The sequence below is a fragment of the Microbulbifer sp. ABM4_008 genome (assembly GCF_056311705.1).
In genome coordinates this window covers 1,137,021-1,162,431 of the sequence record NZ_CM149970.1, presented here as the reverse complement: position 1 = coordinate 1,162,431, position 25,411 = coordinate 1,137,021, and the positions used below count along the sequence as shown (strand labels likewise).

General features: G+C 43.9%; 30 protein-coding genes. 2 read left to right on the top strand and 28 right to left on the bottom strand.

Going from position 1 to position 25,411, the window contains the following annotated elements; translation table 11 throughout:
* Positions 1-191: 191 nt before the first annotated feature.
* Positions 192-1,133, top strand: a complete 942-nt coding sequence (locus tag ACYX4J_RS05080) for an IS110 family RNA-guided transposase (RefSeq protein ID WP_445361041.1) — start codon at positions 192-194, stop codon at positions 1,131-1,133.
* Positions 1,134-1,161: 28 nt separating this feature from the next.
* On the opposite strand, the gene ACYX4J_RS05075 is transcribed toward ACYX4J_RS05080, so the two are convergent.
* The 27 genes from ACYX4J_RS05075 to ACYX4J_RS04945 all read right to left on the bottom strand — a co-directional run bounded on the left by ACYX4J_RS05075 (position 1,162) and on the right by ACYX4J_RS04945 (position 21,619).
* The gene (locus ACYX4J_RS05075) at positions 1,162-1,395 is read right to left on the bottom strand and encodes a hypothetical protein (RefSeq protein WP_476178011.1); all 234 of its coding nucleotides are present in this window, start codon (positions 1,393-1,395) and stop codon (positions 1,162-1,164) included.
* A 502-nt stretch (positions 1,396-1,897) separates the two neighbouring features.
* The gene (locus ACYX4J_RS05070; RefSeq protein ID WP_413664926.1) at positions 1,898-2,737 is read right to left on the bottom strand and encodes a hypothetical protein; all 840 of its coding nucleotides are present in this window, start codon (positions 2,735-2,737) and stop codon (positions 1,898-1,900) included.
* 148 nt (positions 2,738-2,885) lie between these two features.
* Entirely contained in the window at positions 2,886-3,092 is a 207-nt protein-coding gene (locus tag ACYX4J_RS05065) for a hypothetical protein (protein WP_413664925.1), read from the bottom strand.
* Between the two features lie 54 nt (positions 3,093-3,146).
* The gene (locus ACYX4J_RS05060; protein WP_445359869.1) at positions 3,147-4,511 is read right to left on the bottom strand and encodes an IS4 family transposase; all 1,365 of its coding nucleotides are present in this window, start codon (positions 4,509-4,511) and stop codon (positions 3,147-3,149) included.
* A 190-nt stretch (positions 4,512-4,701) separates the two neighbouring features.
* A complete protein-coding gene (locus ACYX4J_RS05055; protein WP_445361306.1) occupies positions 4,702-5,013 on the bottom strand; it encodes a hypothetical protein in 312 nt (103 codons plus the stop codon).
* A 91-nt stretch (positions 5,014-5,104) separates the two neighbouring features.
* Positions 5,105-6,007 carry a DUF2971 domain-containing protein gene (locus ACYX4J_RS05050; RefSeq protein ID WP_476178010.1) on the bottom strand — a complete coding sequence of 301 codons (903 nt, stop codon included), beginning with the start codon at positions 6,005-6,007 and terminating at the stop codon, positions 5,105-5,107.
* Positions 6,008-6,012: 5 nt separating this feature from the next.
* On the bottom strand, positions 6,013-6,219 hold the full coding sequence (locus ACYX4J_RS05045) for a hypothetical protein (protein ID WP_476178009.1): 207 nt from the start codon (positions 6,217-6,219) through the stop codon (positions 6,013-6,015).
* Between the two features lie 58 nt (positions 6,220-6,277).
* Positions 6,278-7,123 (bottom strand): IS3 family transposase, encoded by an 846-nt coding sequence (locus tag ACYX4J_RS05040; RefSeq protein ID WP_282933833.1) that lies wholly within the window; start codon positions 7,121-7,123, stop codon positions 6,278-6,280.
* An 8-nt stretch (positions 7,124-7,131) separates the two neighbouring features.
* Complete coding sequence (locus ACYX4J_RS05035) at positions 7,132-7,440, bottom strand: transposase (protein WP_282933834.1); 309 nt, start codon at positions 7,438-7,440, stop codon at positions 7,132-7,134.
* Between the two features lie 534 nt (positions 7,441-7,974).
* Entirely contained in the window at positions 7,975-9,339 is a 1,365-nt protein-coding gene (locus ACYX4J_RS05030; protein WP_476178008.1) for an IS4 family transposase, read from the bottom strand.
* A 171-nt stretch (positions 9,340-9,510) separates the two neighbouring features.
* Positions 9,511-10,035, bottom strand: a complete 525-nt coding sequence (locus ACYX4J_RS05025; protein WP_476178007.1) for a hypothetical protein — start codon at positions 10,033-10,035, stop codon at positions 9,511-9,513.
* A 94-nt stretch (positions 10,036-10,129) separates the two neighbouring features.
* Positions 10,130-10,537, bottom strand: a complete 408-nt coding sequence (locus ACYX4J_RS05020) for a hypothetical protein (protein ID WP_444931495.1) — start codon at positions 10,535-10,537, stop codon at positions 10,130-10,132.
* Between the two features lie 117 nt (positions 10,538-10,654).
* The gene (locus tag ACYX4J_RS05015) at positions 10,655-11,128 is read right to left on the bottom strand and encodes a hypothetical protein (RefSeq protein WP_476178006.1); all 474 of its coding nucleotides are present in this window, start codon (positions 11,126-11,128) and stop codon (positions 10,655-10,657) included.
* A 94-nt stretch (positions 11,129-11,222) separates the two neighbouring features.
* On the bottom strand, positions 11,223-11,498 hold the full coding sequence (locus ACYX4J_RS05010) for a hypothetical protein (protein WP_444895879.1): 276 nt from the start codon (positions 11,496-11,498) through the stop codon (positions 11,223-11,225).
* 158 nt (positions 11,499-11,656) lie between these two features.
* A complete protein-coding gene (locus tag ACYX4J_RS05005; protein ID WP_476176705.1) occupies positions 11,657-13,213 on the bottom strand; it encodes an IS1182 family transposase in 1,557 nt (518 codons plus the stop codon).
* Between the two features lie 172 nt (positions 13,214-13,385).
* Positions 13,386-13,673, bottom strand: coding sequence for a hypothetical protein (locus ACYX4J_RS05000; RefSeq protein WP_444941024.1), 288 nt, complete (start codon positions 13,671-13,673; stop codon positions 13,386-13,388).
* Positions 13,674-13,787: 114 nt separating this feature from the next.
* On the bottom strand, positions 13,788-14,294 hold the full coding sequence (locus tag ACYX4J_RS04995; RefSeq protein WP_476178005.1) for a hypothetical protein: 507 nt from the start codon (positions 14,292-14,294) through the stop codon (positions 13,788-13,790).
* 117 nt (positions 14,295-14,411) lie between these two features.
* Positions 14,412-14,807: a hypothetical protein gene (locus ACYX4J_RS04990; protein WP_445356217.1), complete on the bottom strand. Its 396-nt coding sequence runs from the start codon at positions 14,805-14,807 to the stop codon at positions 14,412-14,414.
* Positions 14,808-15,298: 491 nt separating this feature from the next.
* Positions 15,299-15,805, bottom strand: a complete 507-nt coding sequence (locus ACYX4J_RS04985) for a hypothetical protein (RefSeq protein WP_476178004.1) — start codon at positions 15,803-15,805, stop codon at positions 15,299-15,301.
* A 74-nt stretch (positions 15,806-15,879) separates the two neighbouring features.
* Positions 15,880-16,713: an alpha/beta hydrolase family protein gene (locus ACYX4J_RS04980; RefSeq protein WP_476178003.1), complete on the bottom strand. Its 834-nt coding sequence runs from the start codon at positions 16,711-16,713 to the stop codon at positions 15,880-15,882.
* A gap of 136 nt (positions 16,714-16,849) precedes the next feature.
* The gene (locus ACYX4J_RS04975) at positions 16,850-17,332 is read right to left on the bottom strand and encodes a hypothetical protein (RefSeq protein ID WP_413662297.1); all 483 of its coding nucleotides are present in this window, start codon (positions 17,330-17,332) and stop codon (positions 16,850-16,852) included.
* A gap of 62 nt (positions 17,333-17,394) precedes the next feature.
* Positions 17,395-17,520, bottom strand: coding sequence for a hypothetical protein (locus ACYX4J_RS04970; protein ID WP_476176979.1), 126 nt, complete (start codon positions 17,518-17,520; stop codon positions 17,395-17,397).
* 273 nt (positions 17,521-17,793) lie between these two features.
* A complete protein-coding gene (locus tag ACYX4J_RS04965; RefSeq protein WP_476178002.1) occupies positions 17,794-18,201 on the bottom strand; it encodes a hypothetical protein in 408 nt (135 codons plus the stop codon).
* Between the two features lie 152 nt (positions 18,202-18,353).
* A complete protein-coding gene (locus ACYX4J_RS04960) occupies positions 18,354-18,794 on the bottom strand; it encodes a hypothetical protein (RefSeq protein WP_476178001.1) in 441 nt (146 codons plus the stop codon).
* 508 nt (positions 18,795-19,302) lie between these two features.
* Positions 19,303-19,596: a hypothetical protein gene (locus ACYX4J_RS04955; RefSeq protein WP_476178000.1), complete on the bottom strand. Its 294-nt coding sequence runs from the start codon at positions 19,594-19,596 to the stop codon at positions 19,303-19,305.
* A 51-nt stretch (positions 19,597-19,647) separates the two neighbouring features.
* Complete coding sequence (locus tag ACYX4J_RS04950) at positions 19,648-21,012, bottom strand: IS4 family transposase (RefSeq protein ID WP_475708210.1); 1,365 nt, start codon at positions 21,010-21,012, stop codon at positions 19,648-19,650.
* A gap of 226 nt (positions 21,013-21,238) precedes the next feature.
* A complete protein-coding gene (locus ACYX4J_RS04945) occupies positions 21,239-21,619 on the bottom strand; it encodes a DUF2314 domain-containing protein (RefSeq protein WP_445363642.1) in 381 nt (126 codons plus the stop codon).
* Positions 21,620-23,123: 1,504 nt separating this feature from the next.
* Here ACYX4J_RS04945 and ACYX4J_RS04940 point away from each other — a divergent pair.
* Positions 23,124-24,203 carry an integron integrase gene (locus ACYX4J_RS04940; protein ID WP_476177999.1) on the top strand — a complete coding sequence of 360 codons (1,080 nt, stop codon included), beginning with the start codon at positions 23,124-23,126 and terminating at the stop codon, positions 24,201-24,203.
* Between the two features lie 58 nt (positions 24,204-24,261).
* On the opposite strand, the gene aroC is transcribed toward ACYX4J_RS04940, so the two are convergent.
* Positions 24,262-25,338, bottom strand: coding sequence for a chorismate synthase (gene aroC, locus ACYX4J_RS04935; protein ID WP_476177998.1), 1,077 nt, complete (start codon positions 25,336-25,338; stop codon positions 24,262-24,264).
* Positions 25,339-25,411 lie beyond the last annotated feature (73 nt).

The window sequence follows — 25,411 nt, the reverse complement described above, 5'->3', positions numbered from 1 at the left end:
TCCTTTTCGTTAACGGGTAAATTGAGACCCACCTTCGGCGGCCACCGAAGGCCTTGTTTATCACAGTTCGCTGCTTGACTGGTTCGTAAAAGACCGATAACAAGTATGAACGTGATAAGCACTCACTAGGCATAACTCGGATAGTCATGTGGGCCTCGAGCCCGAATAGCAAGGCGGAGATAGCTTATCTTATGGAACCTCAAGAGATCAATGTCGGTATCGATACCAGCAGTAAACAACTCGATATTTATGTGAGACCTACTGGCCAATTCTTTAGTGTTGCCAATGATAAAAATGGCATTAAGGATGCCATTAAACAATTACAACCTCTTAAACCTCAAAGAGTATTAATAGAGTCTACAGGAAGACTCGAATTAGAGTTTGTTTGCGCCGCTGACAGAGCAGGATTACCTGTTGTTGTTTGCAACCCTTCACAGATAAGAAGCTTCGCTAAATCCGCAGGGCGCCTCGCCAAAACTGACAAGCTAGATGCAATGGATATTGCACATTTTGGTGAGGCCATGAAGCCAAGACTATCGGAGCTAAAGCCAGTAAAGCTTAGGGAGATCAGTGACTTACTGGCTGTAAGAAGTCAGTGTTTAGAGATGAGTACAATGCAAAAGAATCGGCTTCAGAGGATGCCGAAATCAGTACACAAACCTATCCAGACCATTCTAAACACCATCAAGAAAGAGTTACAAGGTATCGACAAGCAACTGGATAAACTGGTTAACAGTGTGTCTGAGTGGCGGCAAAGGCGCGACCTATTGTTGAGTGCCAAAGGGGTCGGAAATGTATTGGCTTATACGCTGATGAGTGAACTTCCCGAACTAGGAAAATTGAACCGTAAAGAAATCGCTGCACTTGTAGGTATCGCTCCGATGAACCGTGATAGCGGCAGCTTCCAGGGAAAGAGATATATTCGAGGAGGAAGGCATCGTGTACGAACAGTTTTGTTTGTCTCCATCATGTCAGCCATTCAGCATCATCCCAAATTAAAGCCGATGTATAAGCGATTAGTCGACGCTGGTAAACCTAAAAAGGTTGCTCTGATTGCCTGCATGAGAAAGCAGATTACCATCCTGAATACGATGGTGAAAAATAACACCTATTGGGATGAAAGTATGGCTTAAAAACTTGACGAGTAACCATAGTCACTTGTTAAATTTTGTATTTCTCATTATCTTCGGGAAACTTAGGTTCTACTTTGATTCCCGCCTTATACAAAGCCGATGATGCTCGAAAAGCAATGCGCTCCCAAGCTTCTTTGACTTGCTCGGGCGCATCGTCTGGGATTTTTCTCCATTCGTTTGTTAGAAACTCGATATCTGTAGGGTCGAGCCAAAAAGCTAACCGTCCTTTTTCTTGCTCTTCAGCAGAGTCTGTAGTTTTCAATGCTCGATGTTTCCTTGAAATTTAACGCCGCTAGCAAGGGCAGCCGAAGCAACGCGTAGGCTGTCCAGCCCAGCCCCGAAGGGGGGTGAGCGAGCTTGACTAGCCTGGTTATGTGTTGATGTTCAAAATACACGAGTACCCTCGGGTATGCGATTTTTAATGTTACTTTCTTCTTCTGTTAAGCAGTGGCACGTATTGCCACCAATGCCATAACGCCCGCTTGGGGTATAACGAAAATCAGGGAACTCTTTTTCGAGGCAGATATTCTCACACTTATTCCGACCTTTGCTTACGTCAGAGAATATAAGAAATAAACCAATGGCAATTACAGGAAGAAATACCCACTTGAAGATCTTTAACTCGAATGATGTTGGCTCCTTGTCTGGTAGACGTTCGTACAATTCTAATTTCCTATAGACACATAACGTCTCAATAACAGGCGCGCTTTAGCGCGTCCGGCGCCGAAGGCGCGAAGTTGATTGATTTGTTAGGCTTTTTAGAGCTACAGAGGCCATACTTTTCTCGTCTTTAAAAAACTATCGTCAACCGTGTAACTATAAAAGTGTTCGTTTAGACCGAAAAAACCGTCTATCCCATGCGTATGGCAGGCAATGTGGGAGAGCTCGGATAAAACAGTTGAAAGCCAGCGGGCGATCGTCAAAGAATGATACCTACCCCACTTTTGTACAATGGCATTCTTGCCAGTACGTATAGAGGCAGATTCAACGTCTTGCATAGTATACCCACTCTCATTTGTTTGAATTACCATCGTAAATGGTGAAATCATTGAGTCAATTAATTCAGCTCTACCTTCAATACGCCTCTGTGTGGCCTTATCGTAATAGTGTTTCTCTAATATGCACTCAGCCACTTCCCCCCACCATTTGTTAATAGGTTCATCGGCCGTTAAATTGGGATTATCTAATGAAGCGAAATTTGCGTACCTACCTCGTCGTGCATCAGCAAATGAATCCAAACATTCTAGTATTTTTTGGGCAATATCTTGTGTTGGGCGCGAATAGCTTAGCGACAGATTCATCTTTTCGGAAATTCTTTCAACCTCATTGGCCAATTCGATAAGTTTGTGGCCGAATTTCCTTACGATTTTTTCGTCAGGCATTTTTCCATGATTCTCGATAGCGTAATGCGCAACGAGTATTAACTTTGAAAGTCTTTCTAACCCAACAGAAAGACCAAAGAACGCAGTGTAGTACTCGCCCATCTTATCTGCGTAATTAGCCTTGCCTATGGCCGTCGCTCCTGAGCCAATTAGATGCCTGACTAATGACGCTTCTCGACCTAGAGCATGCCATTCAGGCACTTCCCATGGATTTTTACTCACTCTCTAATTTCCTTTTTTATCATGAACTGAGGATTGATGGAGCCTAACGCCTATCCGCACGGCCCGGAGGCGCGATAGCGCCGGAGGTCCAACAAATGCGTAGCATTTGTGATCGTGCCGGATCTTGTTACGCATTTGCAAGGCACAATCACTTTTTAGATTCATTAACTATTTTTAGCCACTCGCCGAACGAACTTGCTGGCCAGTTGTTGCCAGGCTTAAGGCCTTCAACGTTGTAAGCACGAGCATTACCACCGAAAAAATTGACCCAGCCTTTAGTGGGTATATGAGCTAAGGGGACATCAAATTCCTTGATATAAAATTCGGTGCCCTCAGGAAAATCCGATTCTTTCATCGATACGGGTAACTCTCTAATGATGCATAACGCCTGAGCTGTGTTTTATACACATCATTTAAGTTCATTTAAAGCCTCTGCTGCCTCCATATAATGGAGAAGTTTAGTGTACCCCTGCCAAACGGTTTTAACTCCAGGCTCACCATCGCCGCTCCGCCCCAGAAAGCCTCCAAGTCCTGCCAACATACGAGTTATATCTCTCATACTTGGAGCTTCATTTGGTGGGGAGGTTTTAGCTTGCATTATCCATATCATACGCCACTCTTTTTCAGAGTAGACTTTCGTACACGACGTATCAGGAAGCGTTCGTGCCCGTGTTGTCATGGAGTGTAGACGCCACCCAATAATCATATAGATTGCAATACAGTTCAGCATTCGCTGCTCGGTTCTAAAGCGATTACTTTCTATCTGGCATCCGCCTTTCACCACTCGGAAATAGGTTTCAATTTCCCATCGACTTCGATACCACTCAATAATGATCCTCGCTTGCTTAAAGTCCTCAACTGCAAGATCGGTCAGCAGCATCCATTCAATACCTTTTTCCCCTTCTGGTGGGCTTAATTCCTTAGCAAAGACTGCGTAGAGAGAAAGAGGTCGTTTTGATTTTCCTTTTCCCTGCAATCTTACTTCTGCAATGGATACACTGACCTTAGCTTCCCTTTCTGGCTGTCCATTCCTTTTGGGGATACCTACTGAGTATTTCCCGATGGACTTCTGCTTGGTCATATAGTCCCAAAGTAAAGTCGTATCTTCTCCTTCGATCTCTAAACTACGATTAGCCTTGGCTCGAATAATATAGCTTGCACGCCGCTGTTCATTTTGATCTTCAGCTAATTGAAACCACTCATGAATATCCCCCTCTCTATCCGCGATGCTCACAATCGTGGTTTCAGGGCAGCGCTCTTGTATCTCACAAGCTGATTCATAATGGTCTAGCCAGCGTCGACTCTCTTTATCTTGTATCGACTTGGTATAGCGAGAATTAGCACTAGATTCTTTATCTCGCTGCCACATGCTACCCTCAATAATACCCAGATTATCTCTGGATGGTGTTATAGCGATAGACGTATGTAGGAGCTGCTGATTAGTCTCTTTGCGTCGGAGTGTTCCCATTTCTTTGCTTTCTAAATCGGTAGCAAAATTTAGGAAAGTGGTATCCTGAGGGATAAGAACAACTGGTTGAACCTTGATTCTTTCAAGAGTGGCTGATTTATGGCCACTCATAATGGAGTCAAAGCTGACTTTATCATTTTCGATAAATCGATAGGCTGCAAAGGTTTCTGCCCAAGACTTGTTTGCACAGGGAATGCTACCCTTTGGGTCGGAACTTAAATTACTGAGAATATTGGACAAGCGCTTATTCAATCGTGTATCACCCATAACCTGATTTTTCACTTCGTCCCTGACCCAGTCCTGCATAATTATCCAGCCAAATTTGTAGCCCCTATAACGTACAAACTGTAACTCATTGATTTTTATAATAAAACTGAAAAAACTTGTGTATAAAACTTAGCGCCTTGCTAAGGGGCTGCCGAAACGTAGTGTAGGCTGTCCCGCGGAGGCCGCGCTTTTTGCGACCGGAGTGTACTTGAGCAACTTGTTATGTGATTTACTCAAAAATATACTCCTTAATTACAAATACCTTTCTATGGTCACATTCTTTAGGGTGAATAGGCTCGAAGTTCTTGCAATAAGGTTCTACGTAGCCAATAACCCTCTTTGCTTTAGTTAAGTTCGTGCAAACTTCCATGGCTGGGCCTTTCGCAAAATATGAAATACCAGAGCCATGCGGCTTTAAGCTGAAAACGACACCAAGCTCGCCTCTTGCAAGAGGGCCGCAATCGTCTACTTCAATTTCGATGTCCTTGGCATGCACCATTGAGCAAAAAAGGCCAAGGCAAATAACGGTATATTTGATCATGCTATTCACATAACGCAGCCAACACGGGCGACCGAAACGCAGTGTAGGCCGTCCTGCCCGCGCTTTTTGCGGGCGTTCGTGCTTGGCTTTGTTACGTGTTGATCCAATCACCATTGGGCCCTCGTACATAACCACTCATAGAAGCAACTTTAGGCTGGGTGTCGAGATTCTCGATTTTGAGCTCATAAGTATGCGCATGTAGCACAGCTTTTTTTCGTAAAATATCTGGCCTGTGAAACTTTAATTCATTAACAATTTTTTCTTGTAGATCGTGCGGCACTCGCGCTCCTATTACTACCTCTTTTATTGCAGTTTTAGGTATTTTCCATACACCAGGACCCCACTGTGGATGTCCTTTTTTAGCAGAGCTGACAATCCGATATTCATTTTCATAACACCATTCTTTGGATTTTTTAAATATGGCGTTTTGATCATTTTCATCCGGTCGTGTATTTGTATAGTCAACTTTTCTAACCTCTGAGTAAAGGGGATTCCCTTCACTGTTCTTTGGGCAGTCTTTCATCAAAACTTCCGTATCAAAACCAACACATACACTCCGATGCTGATCTCCATAATGGCTCCACATTAGCATTCGATCCGGGTGCGGTGTTAGGCAAGAAACTCCTACAATATGGGAAGTGGCCTGTTGGATATGATGGTTCATCGCATCAGTTACAGCATGAGGCAACTCATTCTCTGGGAACTCACTGAACTGCGTCGGGCAGCAGTCAAACGGGTCATTAAAATCTGAAGGTTTCGAAAACATCATTGACCCATCTTTAATCAGATCAATAAAAAATTGAAATTTTCTTTCTTCAGCTATGACGCCTCGATATTGATAAAGAATCATGGCAATCCACTCATGCGCTAGGCTGTTTTGACACGTAACGCCCAGCACACGGGCGGCCGAAACAGAGTGAAGCGGCGTGTAGGCCGTCCAGCCCGGCGCTTTTTGCCGGGCGTTCGTGCTGCTGCTTGTTAGAGTTTGTGGCACTCATGTTAATTTTTAAATGACAATATTTTGAGACCAAGACAAACCAGCGCTCCAATTAACACGCCTTGCCCAGCAGCTATGATCGGAACTAATGGTACGGCTAAAAGCATATTACCAGGGGCGTCAGGTTGTACCAAAGCAGCAACTAAGAACAGCGGCGTAAAGATAACGGAAACACCCGTAGTCCAACCTTTCCATATTTGTGTGAACATTAATTACACTCGGTTTTATTGGTAGCTTGGTCTTGCCCACAAAAAGTAGACACTCTAACTATGCGTATTTTCGTTCATACTCTGCTGGACTTACATAGCCCAATGCAGAGTGCCTACGAACCCTATTGTAGAAAATCTCAATGTATTCAAACACCTCAGATTTTGCTTGCTCTTCGCTTTCGAATGTTCCGGCATAGACCAGCTCGACTTTTAGCCTGCTAAAGAATGATTCCATTGCCGCATTATCCCAACAGTTAGCCTGGCGACTCATACTCGGCTTGCACTTACTTTCGGACAAGAGATCCTGGTATTTCTGCGATCGATATTGCACACCCCTGTCAGAGTGAACTAGCAGTCCAGGCTTTATTGGTCGTCGCTCTAGGGCCATTTTCAATGCTCGACGTGTCAATTCATCGGTCATCTGCGAGTCGAATGCCCAACCTACAATACGTCGAGAGTACAGATCCATAACTACCGCGAGGTATAGCCACCTATCCAGAACCCAGATATACGTAATGTCACTGGTCCAGCGGCAATTTGGTCGATCCACATCAAAGCAACGCTTAAGTAAGTTGGCGGAGACGTTAATGCTCCCCTCTACGGGCTGACTATATCGAAAGCCTTTGCCGTTTCTCGCTTTAATATGTTCCTGTTGCATAAGCTTAGCGACGTAGTTCCGCGAGCATGGCTCACCTAACTCTTGAAGCTCGCAAGCAATTCTAGGCGCGCCATAACGACCTTTAAACTCAACAAACGTCTCTCGGATTTTCTCGATTGTTCGTATCTCTCTAATCGTGCGAGCAGATGGCAATCGCCCCCGCCATCGATAATAACCCGATCTTGAGACTTCTAAACACCGACACATCAAACTAACCGGGAATGACCCTACATGCTCTTGTATCAATGCGTACTTTACTCTTGGTGGTTCGCAAAGTACGCAGCTGCCTTTTTTAGAAACTCAACCTCCTGACGAGCTTCATGCAGCTCCTTCTTGAGTTTGCGAACTTCAGCGCTTTCCTGTTTGGAATAGTCGACACCGTCTAAACTATTGAACTGCTTATCAGACAGTCGATTAAATTGACGACGCCAGTTGTAGATCTGCTGTGCGCTGACGCCTAGCTCTCGCGCCACAGAAGCCGTTGTTGCTCCAGCCTTTTCCGCTCTCTTAACTGCTTCTCTGCGGAACTCCTCCGTATACGCCTGAGTTCTTTTCTTACCCATGATACACCTCCGTGTTAGGCCTAAACCTAACTATACAGGGTGTCTACTAAACGTGGGTAAGTCTTAGCTCTAACGCCCAGCGCAGACGCAGCCAGTGCGGAGCACGTTTTGTGTTAATGTTTGAGCGCCAGCGAGTAACACAAAAGGTGAGTAGCGTTGGCTGTCGCTCTGCCGCTGCTTGTTAGGTGTGGTCATTGGCACGATGTCACCGACCAGCTTGGGTGACTTTGCATTTGAATTGCACCAATAGGATAACTGAAAAATGATGCCCGCTTACCCGTCTTAAGCACAAAGTAACCATTTTGATCCGTTGTGGCCGTACCTAAATTTTCAGGTAAGTAAAATGGAATGTATACATTTTTCCAGGCTCCGACTTCAGCGCTCGCGATTGGATTCCCACTACAATTCAGAACACGTCCTTGATACAACTGCGGGGAGCTACAGCCCGCTAATATAAAGAACACTAAGGCTATAATTGGGAACTTAATTCCACTATTCATGATCACCTAACGCCGGCCCTGTGTTTTATACACATTATTTAAGTCCATTTAGAGCTTCTGCTGCCTCTATATAATGAAGTAGCTTGGTGTATCCCTGCCAAACGGTTTTAACCCCTGGCTCGCCATCCCCTTTACGCCCCAAAAAACCTCCTAAACCTGCCAACATACGGGTTATCTCCCTCATGCTTGGGGGTTCATTTGGTGGAGTAGTTTTATCTCGCATCATCCATATCATACGCCATTCTTTTTCAGAGTAGGCACTTGTACACGGTGCGTCAGGAACTCTTCGTGCATGCGTAGTTATCGAATGTAGCCGCCATCCAATAATCATATAGATCGCAATGCAGTTCAACATGCGCTGCTCTGTTCTAAAACGGTTACTTTCTATCTGGCATCCGCCTTTCACCACCCGAAAATAGGTTTCAATTTCCCACCGGCTTCGATACCACTCAATGATGACCCTTGCCTGCTTAAAGTCTTCAACTGGAAGATCAGTTAACAGCATCCACTCAATGCCTTTTTCACTCTCTGGTGGGTTTAATTCTTTAGCCAATACAGCATAGAGAGAAAGTGGTCGTTTAGATTTTCCTTTCCCAAGTAGCCGTATCTCAGTAGTGGATACGTTGACCTTGGCTTTTCTTCCAGGCTCTCCATTCCGTTTGGGAATATCTACCGTGTATAGACCGACAGATTTCTGCTCATTCATATGATCCCAAAGCAAAACCGTTTCTTCTCCATCGAGCTCTAAAGTGCGATTGGCCTTAGCTCGAACGATATAGCTCGCCCGCCGCTGTTCACTTTGATCTTCAGCCAGTTGAAACCACTCATGAATATCACCCTCTCTATCAGCAATACTCACAATTGTACTTTCAGGGCAGCGCTCCTGTATCTGACAAGCCGTTTCGTAATGGTCTAGCCAGCGTCGACTCTCCTTATCCTTTATCGACTTGGTATAACGGGAATTAGAGCTTGATTCCTTGTCTCTCTGCCACATACTACCCTCAACAACACCCAAGTTAATTCTTGATGGCGTTATAGCGATGGAGGTGTGCAAGAGTTGCTGATTGGTCTCTTTCCGCCTAAGTGTTCCCATCTCTTTACTTTCTAAGTCAGTGGCAAAATTTAGAAAGGTGGTATCTTGAGGGATAAGAACAACGGGCTGCGCCTTGATTCTCTCAAGAGTTGCCGATTTATGGCCGCTCATAATAGAGTCAAAATTGACTTTATCATTTTCGATAAAGCGATAAGCTGCAAACGTTTCTGCCCAAGTTTTGTTTGCACAGGGAATGCTATTCTTTGGATCTGAACTTAAACTACTAAGAATATTGGACAAGCGCTTATTCAAGCGTGTATCACCCATAACCTGATTTTTTACTTCGTCCATGACCCAGTCCTGCATAATAATCCAATCAAATCTGTAATTCATGCCAGGTCAAACTGTAACTTATTGATTTACATAATAAAACCGGAAAAACTTGTGTATAAAACTTAGCGCCGGCCACACAGGCGAGCGCTTTTAGCGAGTCCAGCCAAATGCGCTTTTTGCATTTGGCGGTTGTGCTGGCCCTTGTTAAGTGGCGACTGGCTGTTCATTAAAAAAGTACACCAAATTCTCGACCACATTAGCTTTACCATAATATGGGTTATTTTCTGCATGGTCTAACGTTCTTCCTGTACGTTGTGCGATTTCTTCTACTATGTCCAATTCGAAGTCTTCATCATCTATCAGAAGATCTTTGAATATATTATCAGTGGGCTTAATTGGAAAAGCGATGCTGTCTGAGCTGATATAGTTTTGGAGCTGCTCATAGACAGCACGTATTACCCACGTATCAATCGATTTACAGTCAAAATAACGAGAAAATGTACAAATTGAATCTTTATTACGTTTCTCTCGTAGTTTTGAAAAGTGAGACTTTCTATCTTTGGAGTTTTTAATTTCGACTGCAACTAATACTGGCACAATCGCGAGAATTACTGAGGCTTTGTAGATAAACCAGCCTAGCATCAAAAAAAATGCGGAAGCAATCAGCCAACCTGAAATACCAGTTGATTTCTCGACATACTTTGGCATAAATCTCGAAGGTTTGCGCATACTCTCTAAAGCCACTTAACGCCCGGCTTATCGGCGAGCCGAAGGCGAGTCCGGTGGAGGCGCTGAAAGTGCCGGAACGTAATACAGCCGCTTGTTAGGTTTCATTTAGACACCTTACCAGACAGGTTACCATTGTTTGATTGGACTTTTTTCCGTAAGCATCAATTTCTCGAATTACCTTAAGCCAATCTACTACTAGGGATTTGTCCTTCTTTACCTTTTCTTTGTCAGAATTCCACAGCGCTTGATATTGACGCTCTTTATCTAAGAGTTTATCTAGTTTTTCCTGGCACTTTGAACACCTAGAAGGAATCCACCATACAAACCTTTTCTGTATTTCATATGCTTCTTTTTGATCCTGGGCTGAGAAAACACATGAACAAGAGCATGTACGGCAGCTGTAAGAGATATTTTCGTAGTGAGTCGCTCTACTATCATAATGACCACCAGAAGACTTCTGGCTTGAATCTGACCACTTAGATTTGTCGATTTCAAATTCCATTTTATAACTAGAGCCCGATGCTTGTGGGAAACCTAACGTCTCAATAACCCGCAGCTGGAACGCAGCGAAGCGAAGTGTAAGCTGTCGGGCGCCGAAGGCGCGTAGTTCATTGACTTGTTATGCATTTGTTGGACTAAGTGCTGAGATTGCCTTTGATATAGCGTGACCATGCTCTTCGGATAGATACTCCAGGGTACTTTCTAGGCATTGGCGCTGAACAGCAGACAACCACGAATACCGTGACCTTGCTTGCTTCTCTCCTTCAGCGGCAAGCTCAAGATCGTAGATTATTGTATCCGTAATCGTATCAAAACGATTGGTGCAAATTACGGCCTTTCTTAGCAAGTTGGGCAAAAGCCAATTCATACCACGAGCAGACAGATTTGGTAATTCGGAGTGGAGATATCGAATACCATCCATAGGAATTTCAGCTTCAGAGTAGCGCTCCATATACTCAACAATATACCTACAGATACAATCTTCTGCTCCTTGATTCGTTAGTCTATTGCCCTCGGGTTTACTCTGGAATGGAAACGAATCTTTCACCATTTCATAAACTTCTTCCCGAGATTTGTATCCTTGGTATGTCATGTCTTCCTATGCATAACGTTGCCAACAGGGGCGGCCGAAGCAAAGCGTAGGCCGTCCAGCCCAGCTGTCAGCTGGGCAATCCTGCTTGGCCTGGTTAAGAGGCATTTTTATTGCGATGCCACAACAAAAATAACAATATTAGAATTAGTGTATAAGATAACCCCATAACAACTACACTTCCCTCCAACTTACTTTGTGAACGACCTAAATAATCATACAAAGTGAATGGCACTGCAATGGGGCTAAAAAATAAGGCCATACTTTCAAAGTGGCTTTCTGAATGCTGGAAAAGACTAATAGCAACACCAGATAAATACCAACCAAATGCTCCAATTAAGTACCAGGTTGCACTATATTTAATCAGTCTCAAATTTGCCTCTTAACGAGGCTGTAGAAAAACAGTTTTAGAAAAAGCTGTCATTCTTCAGGTTCCTCCAAACAAAAATTTCGGTCTACATTTAGCGATACCACTAAATTTCTTTCATTGTATTAAATTTAGGGGCCTTGATGCCCTTAACTTATACTCAATCAGTGGATACTGCCATATCTCATCAACTTTTCTATATTATGTACCAAGCAGAACATCTGCCATTGTCCCTGAACCTTAATTTTTCCTCGTAGCGAGAAGCGATTCAATCGCTTGTTGGTACCAATGTTCCCGAACACTGGCTCGACAACAGACATTCGATGTCCATAAATGGTCTTGCCTTCGATACTATCAACCCGCTTTTTCATCCAGTCAGTGGCTGTCCGTCCGTTTGTCCAAGTTAGGGATACTTGCCTTCCGTGTCCTTTTCGAGAGTTGGCAGAATCCGGGTTTCGCATACACTGATTTTTAAGGCTGCATCCCCTGCAGTCAGTGAGGCGCCCTTCGAACAATAGCTTTTTCTTACCTTCACTAACATGCTCTTCCTTTAATAAAAGCATAGATTTTCCTGCCGGACAGATACAGGTTTTCTTTTTCTTATTGAATGTAAATTCACTAGCAGGGAAAGTCTGCTGGACATTAGCCCTACCTTTTTGTTTACGCTTGCCATACTTGGCTTTTTGCTTAGCAAAAGCTTTATCACGTGAACGGAATTTATTGTCAGGTATGTAGGCATTGATGCCGCTCTCTCGCAGGTAGCTGTAGTTAGCGTCGTTGGAGAACCCAGTATCAGCAGTAATGATGACCTGTTTGGCCAAGATGTCTTCATCTATTCCTATATGCTGATAATGGCAACTGATGCCATCGAGAATAGGCTTCAATGTATGATGTTCTTGCCCCTCACCAAAGGCCTGTGCTTCAACAACTATCTGATGCTTCCTATCAACTGCGGCAACGCCGTTATAGCCCTGGATGGTTCCCTTGCTGGTAGTCATCTTGGCTGACTCATTGTCTGTGATATTACTTTTTACTTCTTTAGGGTTTTTACCTTGTCCCATCCTGGGGGAGTGATTCTTTAAGAACTGATCAATTTTATCAAAGTGTTTCTGAAGAGTATCAGCCGCTTTAGCTACCGCTTGTTTTCGCTCTTTTTCTTTAGGCTTCCTGCCATCAAGCCTCTTGTGCTCTTTGAGGCAATATTTGATCTTCTTGCGAATTTTTTCCTGCTTCTGTTCTAGTTCTTTAAAAGTTCCCGAATGTTCTTTGCTGGCATTGGATGGCATCTTGCATCCATCTATTGCAAAAAGTTCGTTGCCAAGCAGCCCCTGCTGATCGCAGACCAATAACACTTGCTCAAACACCGACTCAATCGCATCAGGATAACTGCTTACGAAACTCGCAATACTAGTAAAATGTGGAACGGTATCGCATGACAGTGCTTTGAAGAGGATATTGTTCTCACATTGCCATTGAATTTCACGGCTTGAGGTAATACCTTTTGAGTAAGCAAACAATATGATTTTCAGGAGGATGGCTGGATCATAAGCGGTTCGCCCGCCGCTATCATTTTGATATTTTTTATGGAAGACAGAGAGGTCGATATGGTCATCAATCAAATGATGAAGTGTAAACTCAAAGGTTTCAGGTTGTAGTTGTTCTTCGAAATTGATGATTACCATTGCATCTTGGTTGTAATCGTAACGTTTGAAATTGGGCATATGGATAATCTCGACATCAAGACCTCCATTTTAACAAAAAAGCTACCTTTTAAGAGTTTTTCTACAGCCTGAACGTTGCCAACAGGGGCAGCCGGAGCGTTTGCGTGCGAAGCGCGCCGCGTAGGCTGTCCAGCCTAGCCCCACAGGGGCTGGGCGAGCCTGCTTGGCCTAGTTATGGGGCCCCATTGTATAATAAGTAACCCTGAATTATCCCATAAAATAGCACGCCCACAACAACACTACTTGGGACATAGTAACGAGCATTATTTACCGGTAAAGCCGCAGTCAATAATGCTGAACAAACCGCTGAAACCACAGCAACACCAAACCAACTTCCCTTTAACCCTGGTAAAACAGCCCAAAGTACATATGCCATGGGAATCAAGCTTGAAGCAAAAAGACAAACCATGAATTTCCACAGATATACACTTAATTTTTGGTCTTTGTGAATTTGGCTCAATTTCTAGCCCTATAACGACTGCATCACCAGCCGGAGGTAATTGGAGGCTTTTTTGCAGCTCTACCGCAAAAAAGGTGCAAATTGCCGGAGGTCGGGTGCATGCCCTGGTTATGTTTATTTCTCATTCCACGCTAACCCCAATTGGGTTACCACTACAAAATCACTAAATTCTACAAAGAATAAAATGTACTCATCACCGTCATCATCAAGAAATCTTAAAGTCGTATGTTCTTGACTAATAAATCTATTCCAAGGGCCATCTTCTTGGTCTGATGTTGAGATAAGACCATAATACTCAATTAGATTCCAATCTAAATTATCCAAAGCCCTAGTTTTGGTATCCGATATTTTCTTATAAATATGATCGATGAATAATTGATAAGTAGTTTTGTAATCAGATTGTCTTTGTTCTATGAGTTTTCCAAACTCACCAATACTTTTTATTGTGCCTTCGACAATAGAGTTTAAACCAGCATCCTTTTCGACAAGTGTTGCACTAAACATCCTTTTCGGACAGTCGATCACACACCTTAATGCATTGAGGAAGCCATTCAACTCAATTACTGCAGGCTCTGCTCTATGAACTTCAAGATTATTTGTTTTAATGGAATGACCTCTCAAAAAACATAACGCCCAGCGCAGGCGCAGACAGCGCGGAGCAGCTTTTGTGTTAATGTTTGAGCGCCAGCGAGTAACACAAAAGGTGCGTAGCGTTGGCTGTCGCTCTGTCGCTGTTTGTTAGGCACTACGACGCACGAAGGTGATTTCGAAGTTATCACCGTCCCAATTTGTTAGTGTGCCGAACCAATCTTCACGAACGAAGAATTCATTTTTGAGTGTGCTAGCATCTATACCGGCTTCTACCGCATTTACATCGCTCGTTCTTGCAATAACAGGACGAATAACTTGTTCATTTGCATGTGCCTCTTGTAACTTAGCTTTTAACTCGTTACTTCCTGGCCCTTTCCATCTTGTGACAAAGTCAATGTACTTGATGGTATTGCCTTCTGGCTTTGTAAATCTATGCTTCCAAAGGCTAATAACTAGCTCGCCGTCCGAGTTCTCTGCGGACACGGACCAATTCACATTTTTCAACTTTGCTTTGTATCTAGCAAATGCTTCTGTATACAACATGTAATTACACTCGATTTTTCTTGTATGCCTAACGAAAATAGATATGCGGAACCGTTAAGAAAGTTGGCAGTGCCTTTGTGCAAGCAAAGGGAATGACAACTTTTAGGTTTCCGCATAATCGGGTTGTTATTTGTTGCTCGTGGACTGTGTACAAATCCACTACAAATATCTTTCTTTTATTGTCTACCACTATTCGGAGAGAGAAACTAGCAGCACTAGGTTCGTGGCCTTGCTTCGAAGCGGCTGCGCCGTCCGCATTAACTTCGTTATGCGAGCGTCGCTGAAGCTTCGAAGCTTACATGAAGGTCGAACCGTTGGCTATGGGCTTTCCCGCCAACACTGTTTTTTTATACAGCAACCTAATAATTACCTGCTATTCTTTATTGAACCCCCGCAAAACTGGAGCGAGCGACCAATAACGCCCGCAGTTGCGGACGACTTGTAGCGACGAAGGAGCGGAAAGGCGTTCCGACAACCTGCGCTTGTTATGTTTAATCGATGGTATATACAAGACCGCACCCTTTTGATTTTGCGTAATCTCTCGCTGACGTTAACAATTGTAAAAAATCGCTCGCACCAGATATTTTTAAGTCACTTAATTCAGAATTTGATAAATACCCTATTTTTGTCGATTTATTTCCCGCATCAAAATCAGCACCATAACCAGCAAATATGCGCCTGCCTGTTATGGAAAAAATATGCTCTACCTCTGATTCAGTGCACCACACATTTCCCAAACTTTCTGGGAACTCATGATGCTCACCATAAAAGTCAAATACATACTCAATAAACTTATCGATATATCTAGCTTGCGTTACATCCATAGGTTCTAATTCTGAACCAAAGTTTAAAGAGTCTACATAGTTCAACACTTCTTCAGACAGGCCATACCATAAGCTATCCCTGTAAAATTGGAGTAACTTACTGAGATTACCTTGTATCAGGCATTTCAAACCATCTGGAGAGCCAAGGTATATTTCAAGATATCTATTGACCATTCACTACCCAAGTAACATAACGCCTAAATCAGGTGCGCCGTAGGCGTCACCTGGATTTACTTGTTAGCACTACACTACAATGTGCTCACAAAGTGATTAATTATAGATTTTTTAATTTCTGGAGCTGTTTCTTTACTGAAACCATGACCGGTTTTATAAGAATTATGTACTACTTTGTATTTAAAATTTTTATTCTGTAAATACAACTCTATGTCTTTGGACATTTGATAGGAAGGCCAAACTTGATCATTTTCTGCTGAAACCATTAATATAGGAGCGTTTATATTCTCAAATTTAAATAATGACTTCTTCACATTATTTAAATTTTCTAAAGCAACGTTAAACCTGTCTATTAATTTTGCATTTGAATCTAATCCTAAGCCTAAAGCTGGAATATCTTTATCTTTAAACGTCCAAGCAGATTTTGGTATTGTTAGTCCATACCATGCAACTTTGCTTGGTGTAGTAACAGCTATTGACTTAATTCTAGAGTCCATTGTAGCAAGTAAAAAAGCAGCTTCAGAGCCACGAGAACCACCGACTATACCGATCCTAGAAGAATCTATTGACGGATGTGATTCTAAATAATCAATTGCATCAACAAAATACTCCATTGGAATTTGGTCTAATGTTTTAGGAAGCCCTTTTTCTTTAAAGTATGCTAGCGCAAGAACGGCAACACCGTGAGGGGCGATCATTTCACCATTAGCATTACCTGTGCTCAATCCACCTTCAGAGCCACCAAAAGCAATTACTACGGGTAACTTATGTTCAATTTTAGGTAAATATAGATTAGCAACTAAATTTTTATGTTTTACCTTACTTGTTTCGTATTGATAATTTTCAGCTTTTAATGAAAAAGAAAATAATGAAAAGGTTAAAAGAAAGAACGGTATAAATTTTTGCACGCCATCTCCTTGTAGTGCTAACGCCCAGGGCAGGCGCAGCCAGCGCGGAGCGCATTTTGTGTTAATGTTTGAGCGCCAGCGAGTAACACAAAAGGTGCGTAGCGTTGGCTGTCGCTCTGCCGCTGCTTGTTATGAGCTACCACCGGTTTTGCCACTTACTTTCTACCAAATTGAATTCATGGTTACTGTCGTGCGGTGCAATATTAGCCTTCAAATTAAAGCCCTGACCGCCCACAGCTTGCCAACATTTTGAGAACCACTCAATTAGCTCATTTGTAGCGATATCCCATGGGTCAAGCGACTCATCTTTGCTTGCATACTCTTCTTCTAGCTCATACGGGTATACGTGTTCGATTTTCAACAAACCTGGATCTACGGGTGAGGGGTATTCTGCTTTTCCATCTACGTAGATAAAGTGCTCTGAATTATCTTTATCCATAAAGAATGCCCGAACTGGGAATCCTGACGAGAACCCATCAACGAAAATCTCAAATGCGAGCGTATCAACCTCTTTGGGATAATCGAACTCTATTAATTTTTTGAGAATAGGCCTCAAATCCTCACTCAGGTTTTCTAAGTGCTCTGCGACCTTACCTTTAAATTCTTGCTCGATGTTCATTTCTCTCGCTACTCATAACGTTGCCAGCAAGGGCAGCCGAAGCGGAGCGTAGGCTGTCCAGCCTAGCCACCGGCTGGGCGATCTTGCCTGGCCTGGTTATAGCTGGCGCGCACTGAACGACCTACTTGCTCTCTGCCAGCCAACTTTGGCTGGCCACTGCCCGATAAATTTACAGGGGAAAATACCATACTTTCCCCACCGGATAACTATCTAATTGGCACTCCACGATGGCCTAGCTGGCTTGCAGGGCTTGCTGACTGAAAACGAAGGCACTGGAACGGAACTGCGGTACCAGCTTGCAGGAAAACTCTCAGAAAAAATGTGCTCAGATAGAGATTGATGCTTGCAGCAGCTACAAAACATCTAAAAATTGACCGCCACAATAACGCCCGGCTTATCGGCGAGCCGAAGGCGAGTCCGGTGGAGGCGCTGAAAGTGCCGGAACGTAATACAGCCGCTTGTTAGGTTTCATTTAGACACCTTACCAGACAGGTTACCATTGTTTGATTGGACTTTTTTCCGTAAGCATCAATTTCTCGAATTACCTTAATCCAATCTACTACTAGGGATTTGTCCTTCTTTACCTTTTCTTTGTCAGAATTCCACAGCGCTTGATATTGACGCTCTTTATCTAAGAGTTTATCTAGTTTTTCCTGGCACTTTGAACACCTAGAAGGAATCCACCATACAAACCTTTTCTGTATTTCATATGCTTCTTTTTGATCCTGGGCTGAGAAAACACATGAACAAGAGCATGTACGGCAGCTGTAAGAGATATTTTCGTAGTGAGTCGCTCTACTATCATAATGACCACCAGAAGACTTCTGGCTTGAATCTGACCACTTAGATTTGTCGATTTCAAATTCCATTTTATAACTAGAGCCCGATGCTTGTGGGAAACCTAACGCCCAGCGCAGGCGCAGCCAGCGCGGAGCACGTTTTGTGTTAATGTTTGAGCGCCAGCGAGTAACATAAAAGGTGCGTAGCGTTGGCTGTCGCTCTGCCGCTGCTTGTTAGGGCATTACCCTTTTGGTACGCACTGAATTTCATTATTACACTGCCCTAACCATGACCTAAACTTGATTATATTTGCGTAAGGATATTCCCCATTTGAGCTTGGTAGTTCTTTCACTGACCATATAGTGGACCCACACCATTGCTCATTGCGCCAGTAGCTTACAACAGCGTAGTCGCTAGAAATAAGCTCCTTAATGAATGAAACTGCATCGTCATCTTCCGGATCGATGAAGTCATAGAAATGTGCATGGTATGCATCAAAAGCTACCGTCACCTCGCCTCGAAACGTGTCAACACTCAACGGACACTCCTCACCGCCTGAAGGACTTGGAACTTTGACTGATAGTACCTCTTCCCCTTCATCCATTGCAGTGAAGCAAAATTTTTCCCAGTCGGGAAATTCCTGGATAAATTGAGCTTTAACTTTTCTTGAGAATTCATCCATAGCTTTGACGTGCCGTAGCCCTAACGCCGCCAACACGGGCCGAAATGGAGCAGCGAAGCTGCGGAATGTAGGTCCAGCCAGCTTTGCTGGCGATCGTGCTTGACTTTGTTAAGAGTTCTCATTTCCGAAGTGCCCAATAGAAGCAATACTAATTACAAGGAATACAAAAATTACTACGAGCCAAACATATGATCTGAACCAAAACCAATAGTCCATGCGATTTCCAGTCAAATGAAGATACTTAAAGCCAAAAATATAAACAAGAGTGACGGCTGTTGCTAAGATTAAACTGGCCGGCAGAAGCAGTACAACAGTGTCACTCCCACCTTTTGAGTTAAAGAAACCCAGAATAAATAGCCCAAAATTCAGATAACCTAAGACCTTTACTACATGTAAAAATAACTCTTTATTAGTACTCATTGAATATCTATGTTTTGACTCTTAACGCTTTTAGCAGCGGCGCGCGTTAGCGCGTCCAGCCCCGAAGGGGCGATGCTGCCTAAACTTGTTATGTGGGTGTAACTGGCGCATTGCTAAAACCAGTGAAAAAGATACCAACTGCTGCACAACTTATTACCAATACAACAATAAAAACACGAAACCACCTTTGAATTTTTAGACCTCGCTCGGTAAGAACTTGAGACGGCGGAAAGCTTGTTTTCCATAAAGTGCTTAAGTCTTGAACTTGGTTGAGCCTTTCTCTTGATACCTCTTTTGAAAGAAGCCGCATTACTATAGGGAAAGCAATGATACTTACGACCATCATAATGAGGATGGGAAGTACTGCAATATTAAAGCTCATATAACTCCTTTTGCTTAGTGCACATAACGCCCACGCTGTGTTTTATACACATCATTTAAGTCCATTTAAAGCCTCCGCTGCCTCCATATAATGGAGAAGCTTTGTGTACCCCTGCCAAACGGTTTTAACTCCAGGCTCACCATCGCCGCTCCGCCCCAGAAAGCCTCCAAGTCCTGCCAACATACGAGTTATATCTCTCATACTTGGAGCTTCATTGGGTGGGGAGGTTTTAGCTTGCATTATCCATATCATACGCCACTCTTTTTCAGAGTAGAATTTCGTACACGACGTATCAGGAAGCGTTCGTGCCCGTGTTGTCATGGAGTGTAGACGCCACCCAATAATCATATAGATTGCAATACAGTTCAACATGCGCTGCTCAGTTCTAAAGCGATTACTTTCTATCTGGCATCCGCCTTTCACCACTCGAAAATAGGTTTCAATTTCCCATCGACTTCGATACCACTCAATAATGATCCTCGCTTGCTTAAAGTCCTCAACTGCAAGATCGGTCAGCAGCATCCATTCAATACCTTTTTCCCCTTCTGGTGGGCTTAATTCCTTAGCAAAGACTGCGTAGAGAGAAAGAGGTCGTTTTGATTTTCCTTTTCCCTGCAATCTTACTTCTGCAATGGATACACTGACCTTAGCTTCCCTTTCTGGCCGTCCACTCCTTTTGGGGATACCTACTGAGTATTTCCCGATGGACTTCTGCTTGGTCATATAGTCCCAAAGTAAAGTCGTATCTTCTCCTTCGATCTCTAAACTACGGTTAGCCTTGGCTCGAACAATATAGCTTGCACGCCGCTGTTCATTTTGATCTTCAGCTAATTGAAACCACTCATGAATATCCCCCTCTCTATCCGCGATGCTCACAATCGTGGTTTCAGGGCAGCGCTCTTGTATCTCACAAGCTGATTCATAATGGTCTAGCCAGCGTCGACTCTCTTTATCTTGTATCGACTTGGTATAGCGAGAATTAGCACTAGATTCTTTATCTCGCTGCCACATACTACCTTCAACAACACCCAAATTAATTCTGGATGGTGTTATCGCGATGGAGGTGTGCAAGAGTTGTTGGTTGGTCTCTTTACGCCTAAGTGTTCCCATCTCTTTACTTTCTAGGTCAGTGGCAAAATTTAGAAAAGTAGTATCTTGTGGGATAAGAACAACAGGCTGCGCCTTGATTCTCTCAAGAGTTGCCGATTTATGGCCGCTCATAATAGAGTCAAAATTGACTTTATCATTTTCGATAAAGCGATAAGCCGCAAACGTTTCTGCCCAAGTTTTGTTTGCACAAGGAATGCTATTCTTTGGGTCGGAGCTTAAATTACTAAGAATATTAGACAAGCGTTTATTCAAGCGTGTATCACCCATAACCTGATTTTTTACTTCGTCCATGACCCAGTCCTGCATAATTATCCAGCCAAATCTGTAGTTCTTACTGGGCTAAACTGTAACTTATTGATTTATATAATAAAACTGAAAAAACTTGTGTATAAAACTTAGCGCCCACGGCAGGGGCGGCTTACCTCATGGGCGATTTGCGCGAAAATGGGAGCGTAGCGACCAGCGCAAAACGTGCATGAGGTACGCCGTCCCGCGAAGGCCCGAAGGGCCGTAGCTTCACTGCCCGTGATTGTTAGGCATTTTCGGAGTGTCGAGGGTCGCCTCTCCTGATGTAAATTTGAGCAACATGACTCCAATTGAACTGTATTACATCCCCTGGTGTTAATGACTCAATTGCAATAGGTTCGTTTGTTAAATGTCCGTAGAAGCAATTTTCCTGAATTATACAGACTTCTACCCACATTCTTTCTGCTCGAGGAACGCCCTTTTCAACAGCGCCTGTGAGTGTGAAATGCAAACGAAGTAAATCGCCAATTTTAACCAGTGATGCTTCTTCACTACTTGGGATTTCAAAGCTTTCCGGGTTAGCCTCATGAGTCAGCTTGCAATTCTCAAGCTCCCAACCATCTCCCTTAAATCCTTCTTTTACCGGATAGCCATCAAAAAAATCCATGGTATTCCTTCATCATTGCCTAACGCCCACCACAACCGCATTTATGGAGGTGCATGTTTTGTGTTATGAGCGTAGCGAACAAAAAACATGCACCGGAATAAATGTCGGATTGCTGGTGCTTGTTAAGTGTTGTGGAAAGCACTTGCTAGCTCCCCCAGTACTTTATAAACTTTGACGCCCCACAATTTTTGCACTTCCAAGTTTCTTCGTACTTTCTTGGTCCCACATAAAATGACAGAGTAATTTTTGGCTTTATATTAATGCCAGCTGGATCTCTAATCTCTACAAGACTCATTTTCCCACCACACTGTTCACATGGTTTGCTGGTCTTTTTGTGAGCATATATTGCGACACATAAAAAACAAACTAGAGCAACCAGTAAAAAAACTATCTCTTGTTCTGACATGACTAACACTTAACGAAAATAGATATGCGGAACCGTTAAGAAAGTTGGCAGTGCCTTTGTGCAAGCAAAGGGAATGACAACTTTTAGGTTTCCGCATAATCGGGTTGTTATTTGTTGCTCGTGGCACTGTGTACAAATCCACTACAAATATCTTTCTTTTATTGTCTACCACGATTCGGAGAGAGAAACTAGCAGCACTAGGTTCGCGGCCTTGCTTCGAAGCGGCTGCGCCGTCCGCATTAACTTCGTTATGCGAGCGTCGCTGAAGCTTCGAAGCTTACATGAAGGTCGAACCGTTGGTTATGGGCTTTCCCGCCAATACTGTTTTTTTATACAGCAACCTAATAATTACCTGCTATTCTTTATTGAACCCCCGCAAAACTGGAGCGAGCGACCAATAACGAAAATAGATATGCGGAACCGTTAAGAAAGTTGGCAGTGCCTTTGTGCAAGCAAAGGGAATGACAACTTTTAGGTTTCCGCATAATCGGGTTGTTATTTGTTGCTCGTGGCACTGTGTACAAATCCACTACAAATATCTTTCTTTTATTGTCTACCACGATTCGGAGAGAGAAACTAGCAGCACTAGGTTCGCGGCCTTGCTTCGAAGCGGCTGCGCCGTCCGCATTAACTTCGTTATGCGAGCGTCGCTGAAGCTTCGAAGCTTACATGAAGGTCGAACCGTTGGCTATGGGCTTTCCCGCCAATACTGTTTTTTTATACAGCAATCTAATAATTACCTGCTATTCTTTATTGAACCCCCGCAAAACTGGAGCGAGCGACCAATAACAGTTAATTCAAAAGAAGCGTCTTTATATCACCCTTCTATATAATTCTACTCACTTCTTTCAAGATAACCTAAAAAACCCAATAATATCAAAAAGTTAAGAACTTTGGCATATTTCTCAACAGGTAGATATATAGCAGGCGCTATATATCTACCTGCTTTTTCTGCTCTTTATAACATTACCAACCCTATAAAAATCAAAGAGATAGATCGTCATCTCCAGAAATAGGAGAAGCTTCTCTTGAATTCTGATATTGACAGCAGGACAAAAGAGCAAATACTGTATATAAAAACAGTCTAAGGGCAATATCATGGACGACATTCGCCACAAAATCCCAGGTAAGCCTGAACGATTTATGGACAATCTGCGATTTCATATTCGAAAGCAGGGACTATCGTACCGAACAGAGCAAACTTACACCCATTGGATTAAACGCTTCATTCATTTCAATAAAAAGAAGCACCCTAACGATATGGGAGCTGTTGAGATTGAGACGTTTCTCTCTCACCTTGCAGTTCAGGGCCTTTGCTCAGCAAATACACAGCGAATAGCTCTGAACGCTTTGATATATCTGTACAAGAGATTCTTAGGTAGGGATATTCAGGCTCTGGACTTTAAACTGGCAAAACAACAAAAGTACTTGCCCGTGGTTTATAGCCGTAGAGAAATATCAGCAATTTTGGGTTGTTTGGAAGGCACCTACAGATTACAGGTTGAACTAATGTACGGTAGTGGTTTTCGCAGCGCCGAACTGCTTTCTTTGCGTATAAAGGATATAGACTTCGACAGCAATAATATTTTTGTTCGAGGTGGTAAGGGGGATAAGGATCGCACTACGATATTACCTAACGGGTTAATTGTGCAGTTACATAGGCAGGTGGAGTCTGTTTCCCTATTACATCAACAAGATCTTTTGGCTGGTTTTGGTTCGGTTTATTTACCTAACGCTTTGGAAAGAAAGTACCCAGGTGCAAGCCGACAACTCGCCTGGCAATACCTTTTCCCTTCCAGCACCATCGGTCAATGTCCTCGCTCCGGTGAAAACAGAAGGCACCATATGCACGCAACAACTTTAGCGCGCCAGGTTCGTATAGCTGTCAAGCTAGCGGGAATCAACAAACCGGCTCGCTGCCACGCATTTCGCCATAGCTTTGCGACTCACTTGCTCGAAGCGGGTTATGACCTGCGTACGATTCAGGAGCTGCTAGGGCATTCAGATGTTAGTACTACTGAAATTTATACCCATGTCGTAAATCGGGGAAATAAAGGCGTTTTAAGCCCCTCAGATCGACTGCGCAACATTAATAAAATTGAGGAGGATGGAGCTAACTATTTTGTTGGGAGTAAGGTTGGGGAGGTACAGGGGCTTGGCTTATTGGCTGCATCTTAGTAGCGAAGAGATTGGATACCGGCTTTCGCCGGTATCCAATAGAAAAAAGCCGATCGAATTATCCCGGTGTTATATCGCCATTCTGCGCGCGGTGGCGCAGTGCGTGATCGATCAGAACCAGGGCCATCATGGCTTCGGCGATAGGCGTTGCTCGAATACCAACACAGGGGTCGTGGCGGCCTTTGGTAACGACTTCAATGGGATTGCCAGAGCGGTCAACGCTGCGGCCGGGAATACGCAGACTGGAAGTCGGCTTCAGGGCGATATGGGCAATGATATCCTGGCCACTGGAAATACCACCCAACACACCACCGGCATTATTCGACAGGAACCCTTCTTCCGGAGTGATTTCATCTCGGTGCTCAGTGCCCTTCTGCTCCACGCTGTCAAAGCCAGCTCCAATTTCCACGCCTTTTACCGCGTTAATACTCATTAAGCCGTGGGCCAGATCTGCATCCAGGCGATCAAAAATAGGTTCACCCAGTCCAGCAGGAACGCCGCTGGCGTGTACTGAGATACGCGCACCGATGGAGTTCCCCTCTTTGATCAGCTCCTGCATATAGGTCTCCATTTCGGGGACCCGATCAGCATCCGGGCAAAAGAAGGGGTTTTGCTCTACCTGGTCCCAATCCAGCTTTTGTACTTTGATCGGGCCCAGTTGTGAGAGATAACCGCGCACTTCAATGCCGTATTTTTGTTTCAGCCATTTTTTGGCGATGGCCCCGGCGGCAACCCGCATGGCAGTTTCACGGGCGGAGGATCGGCCACCCCCACGGTAGTCGCGGATGCCGTATTTTTGCCAATAGGTGAAATCGGCGTGGGCTGGCCTTACCTGTTCAGCGATATTGCTGTAGTCCTTGGAGCGCTGGTCGGTATTTTCAATCAACAGACCAATAGGCGTGCCGGTGGTTTTTCCCTCGAAAACACCGGAAAGGATTTTTACCTGGTCGGGCTCGCGGCGCTGGGTGGTATAACGGGAAGTGCCGGGCTTGCGGCGGTCCAGCTCTCGCTGAATTTCTTCTTCACTTATCTCCAGACCCGGAGGGCATCCATCGACGATACAGCCGAGCGCGGGGCCGTGACTTTCGCCAAAGGTGGTGACACAAAACAGCTTGCCAAAGGTATTGCCCGACATAGACGACTTTTCCAGCTAGTAGGTGGTAAAACAGGATGGCCCATAATAGGGGCGCGCATTATAAATGATCTGC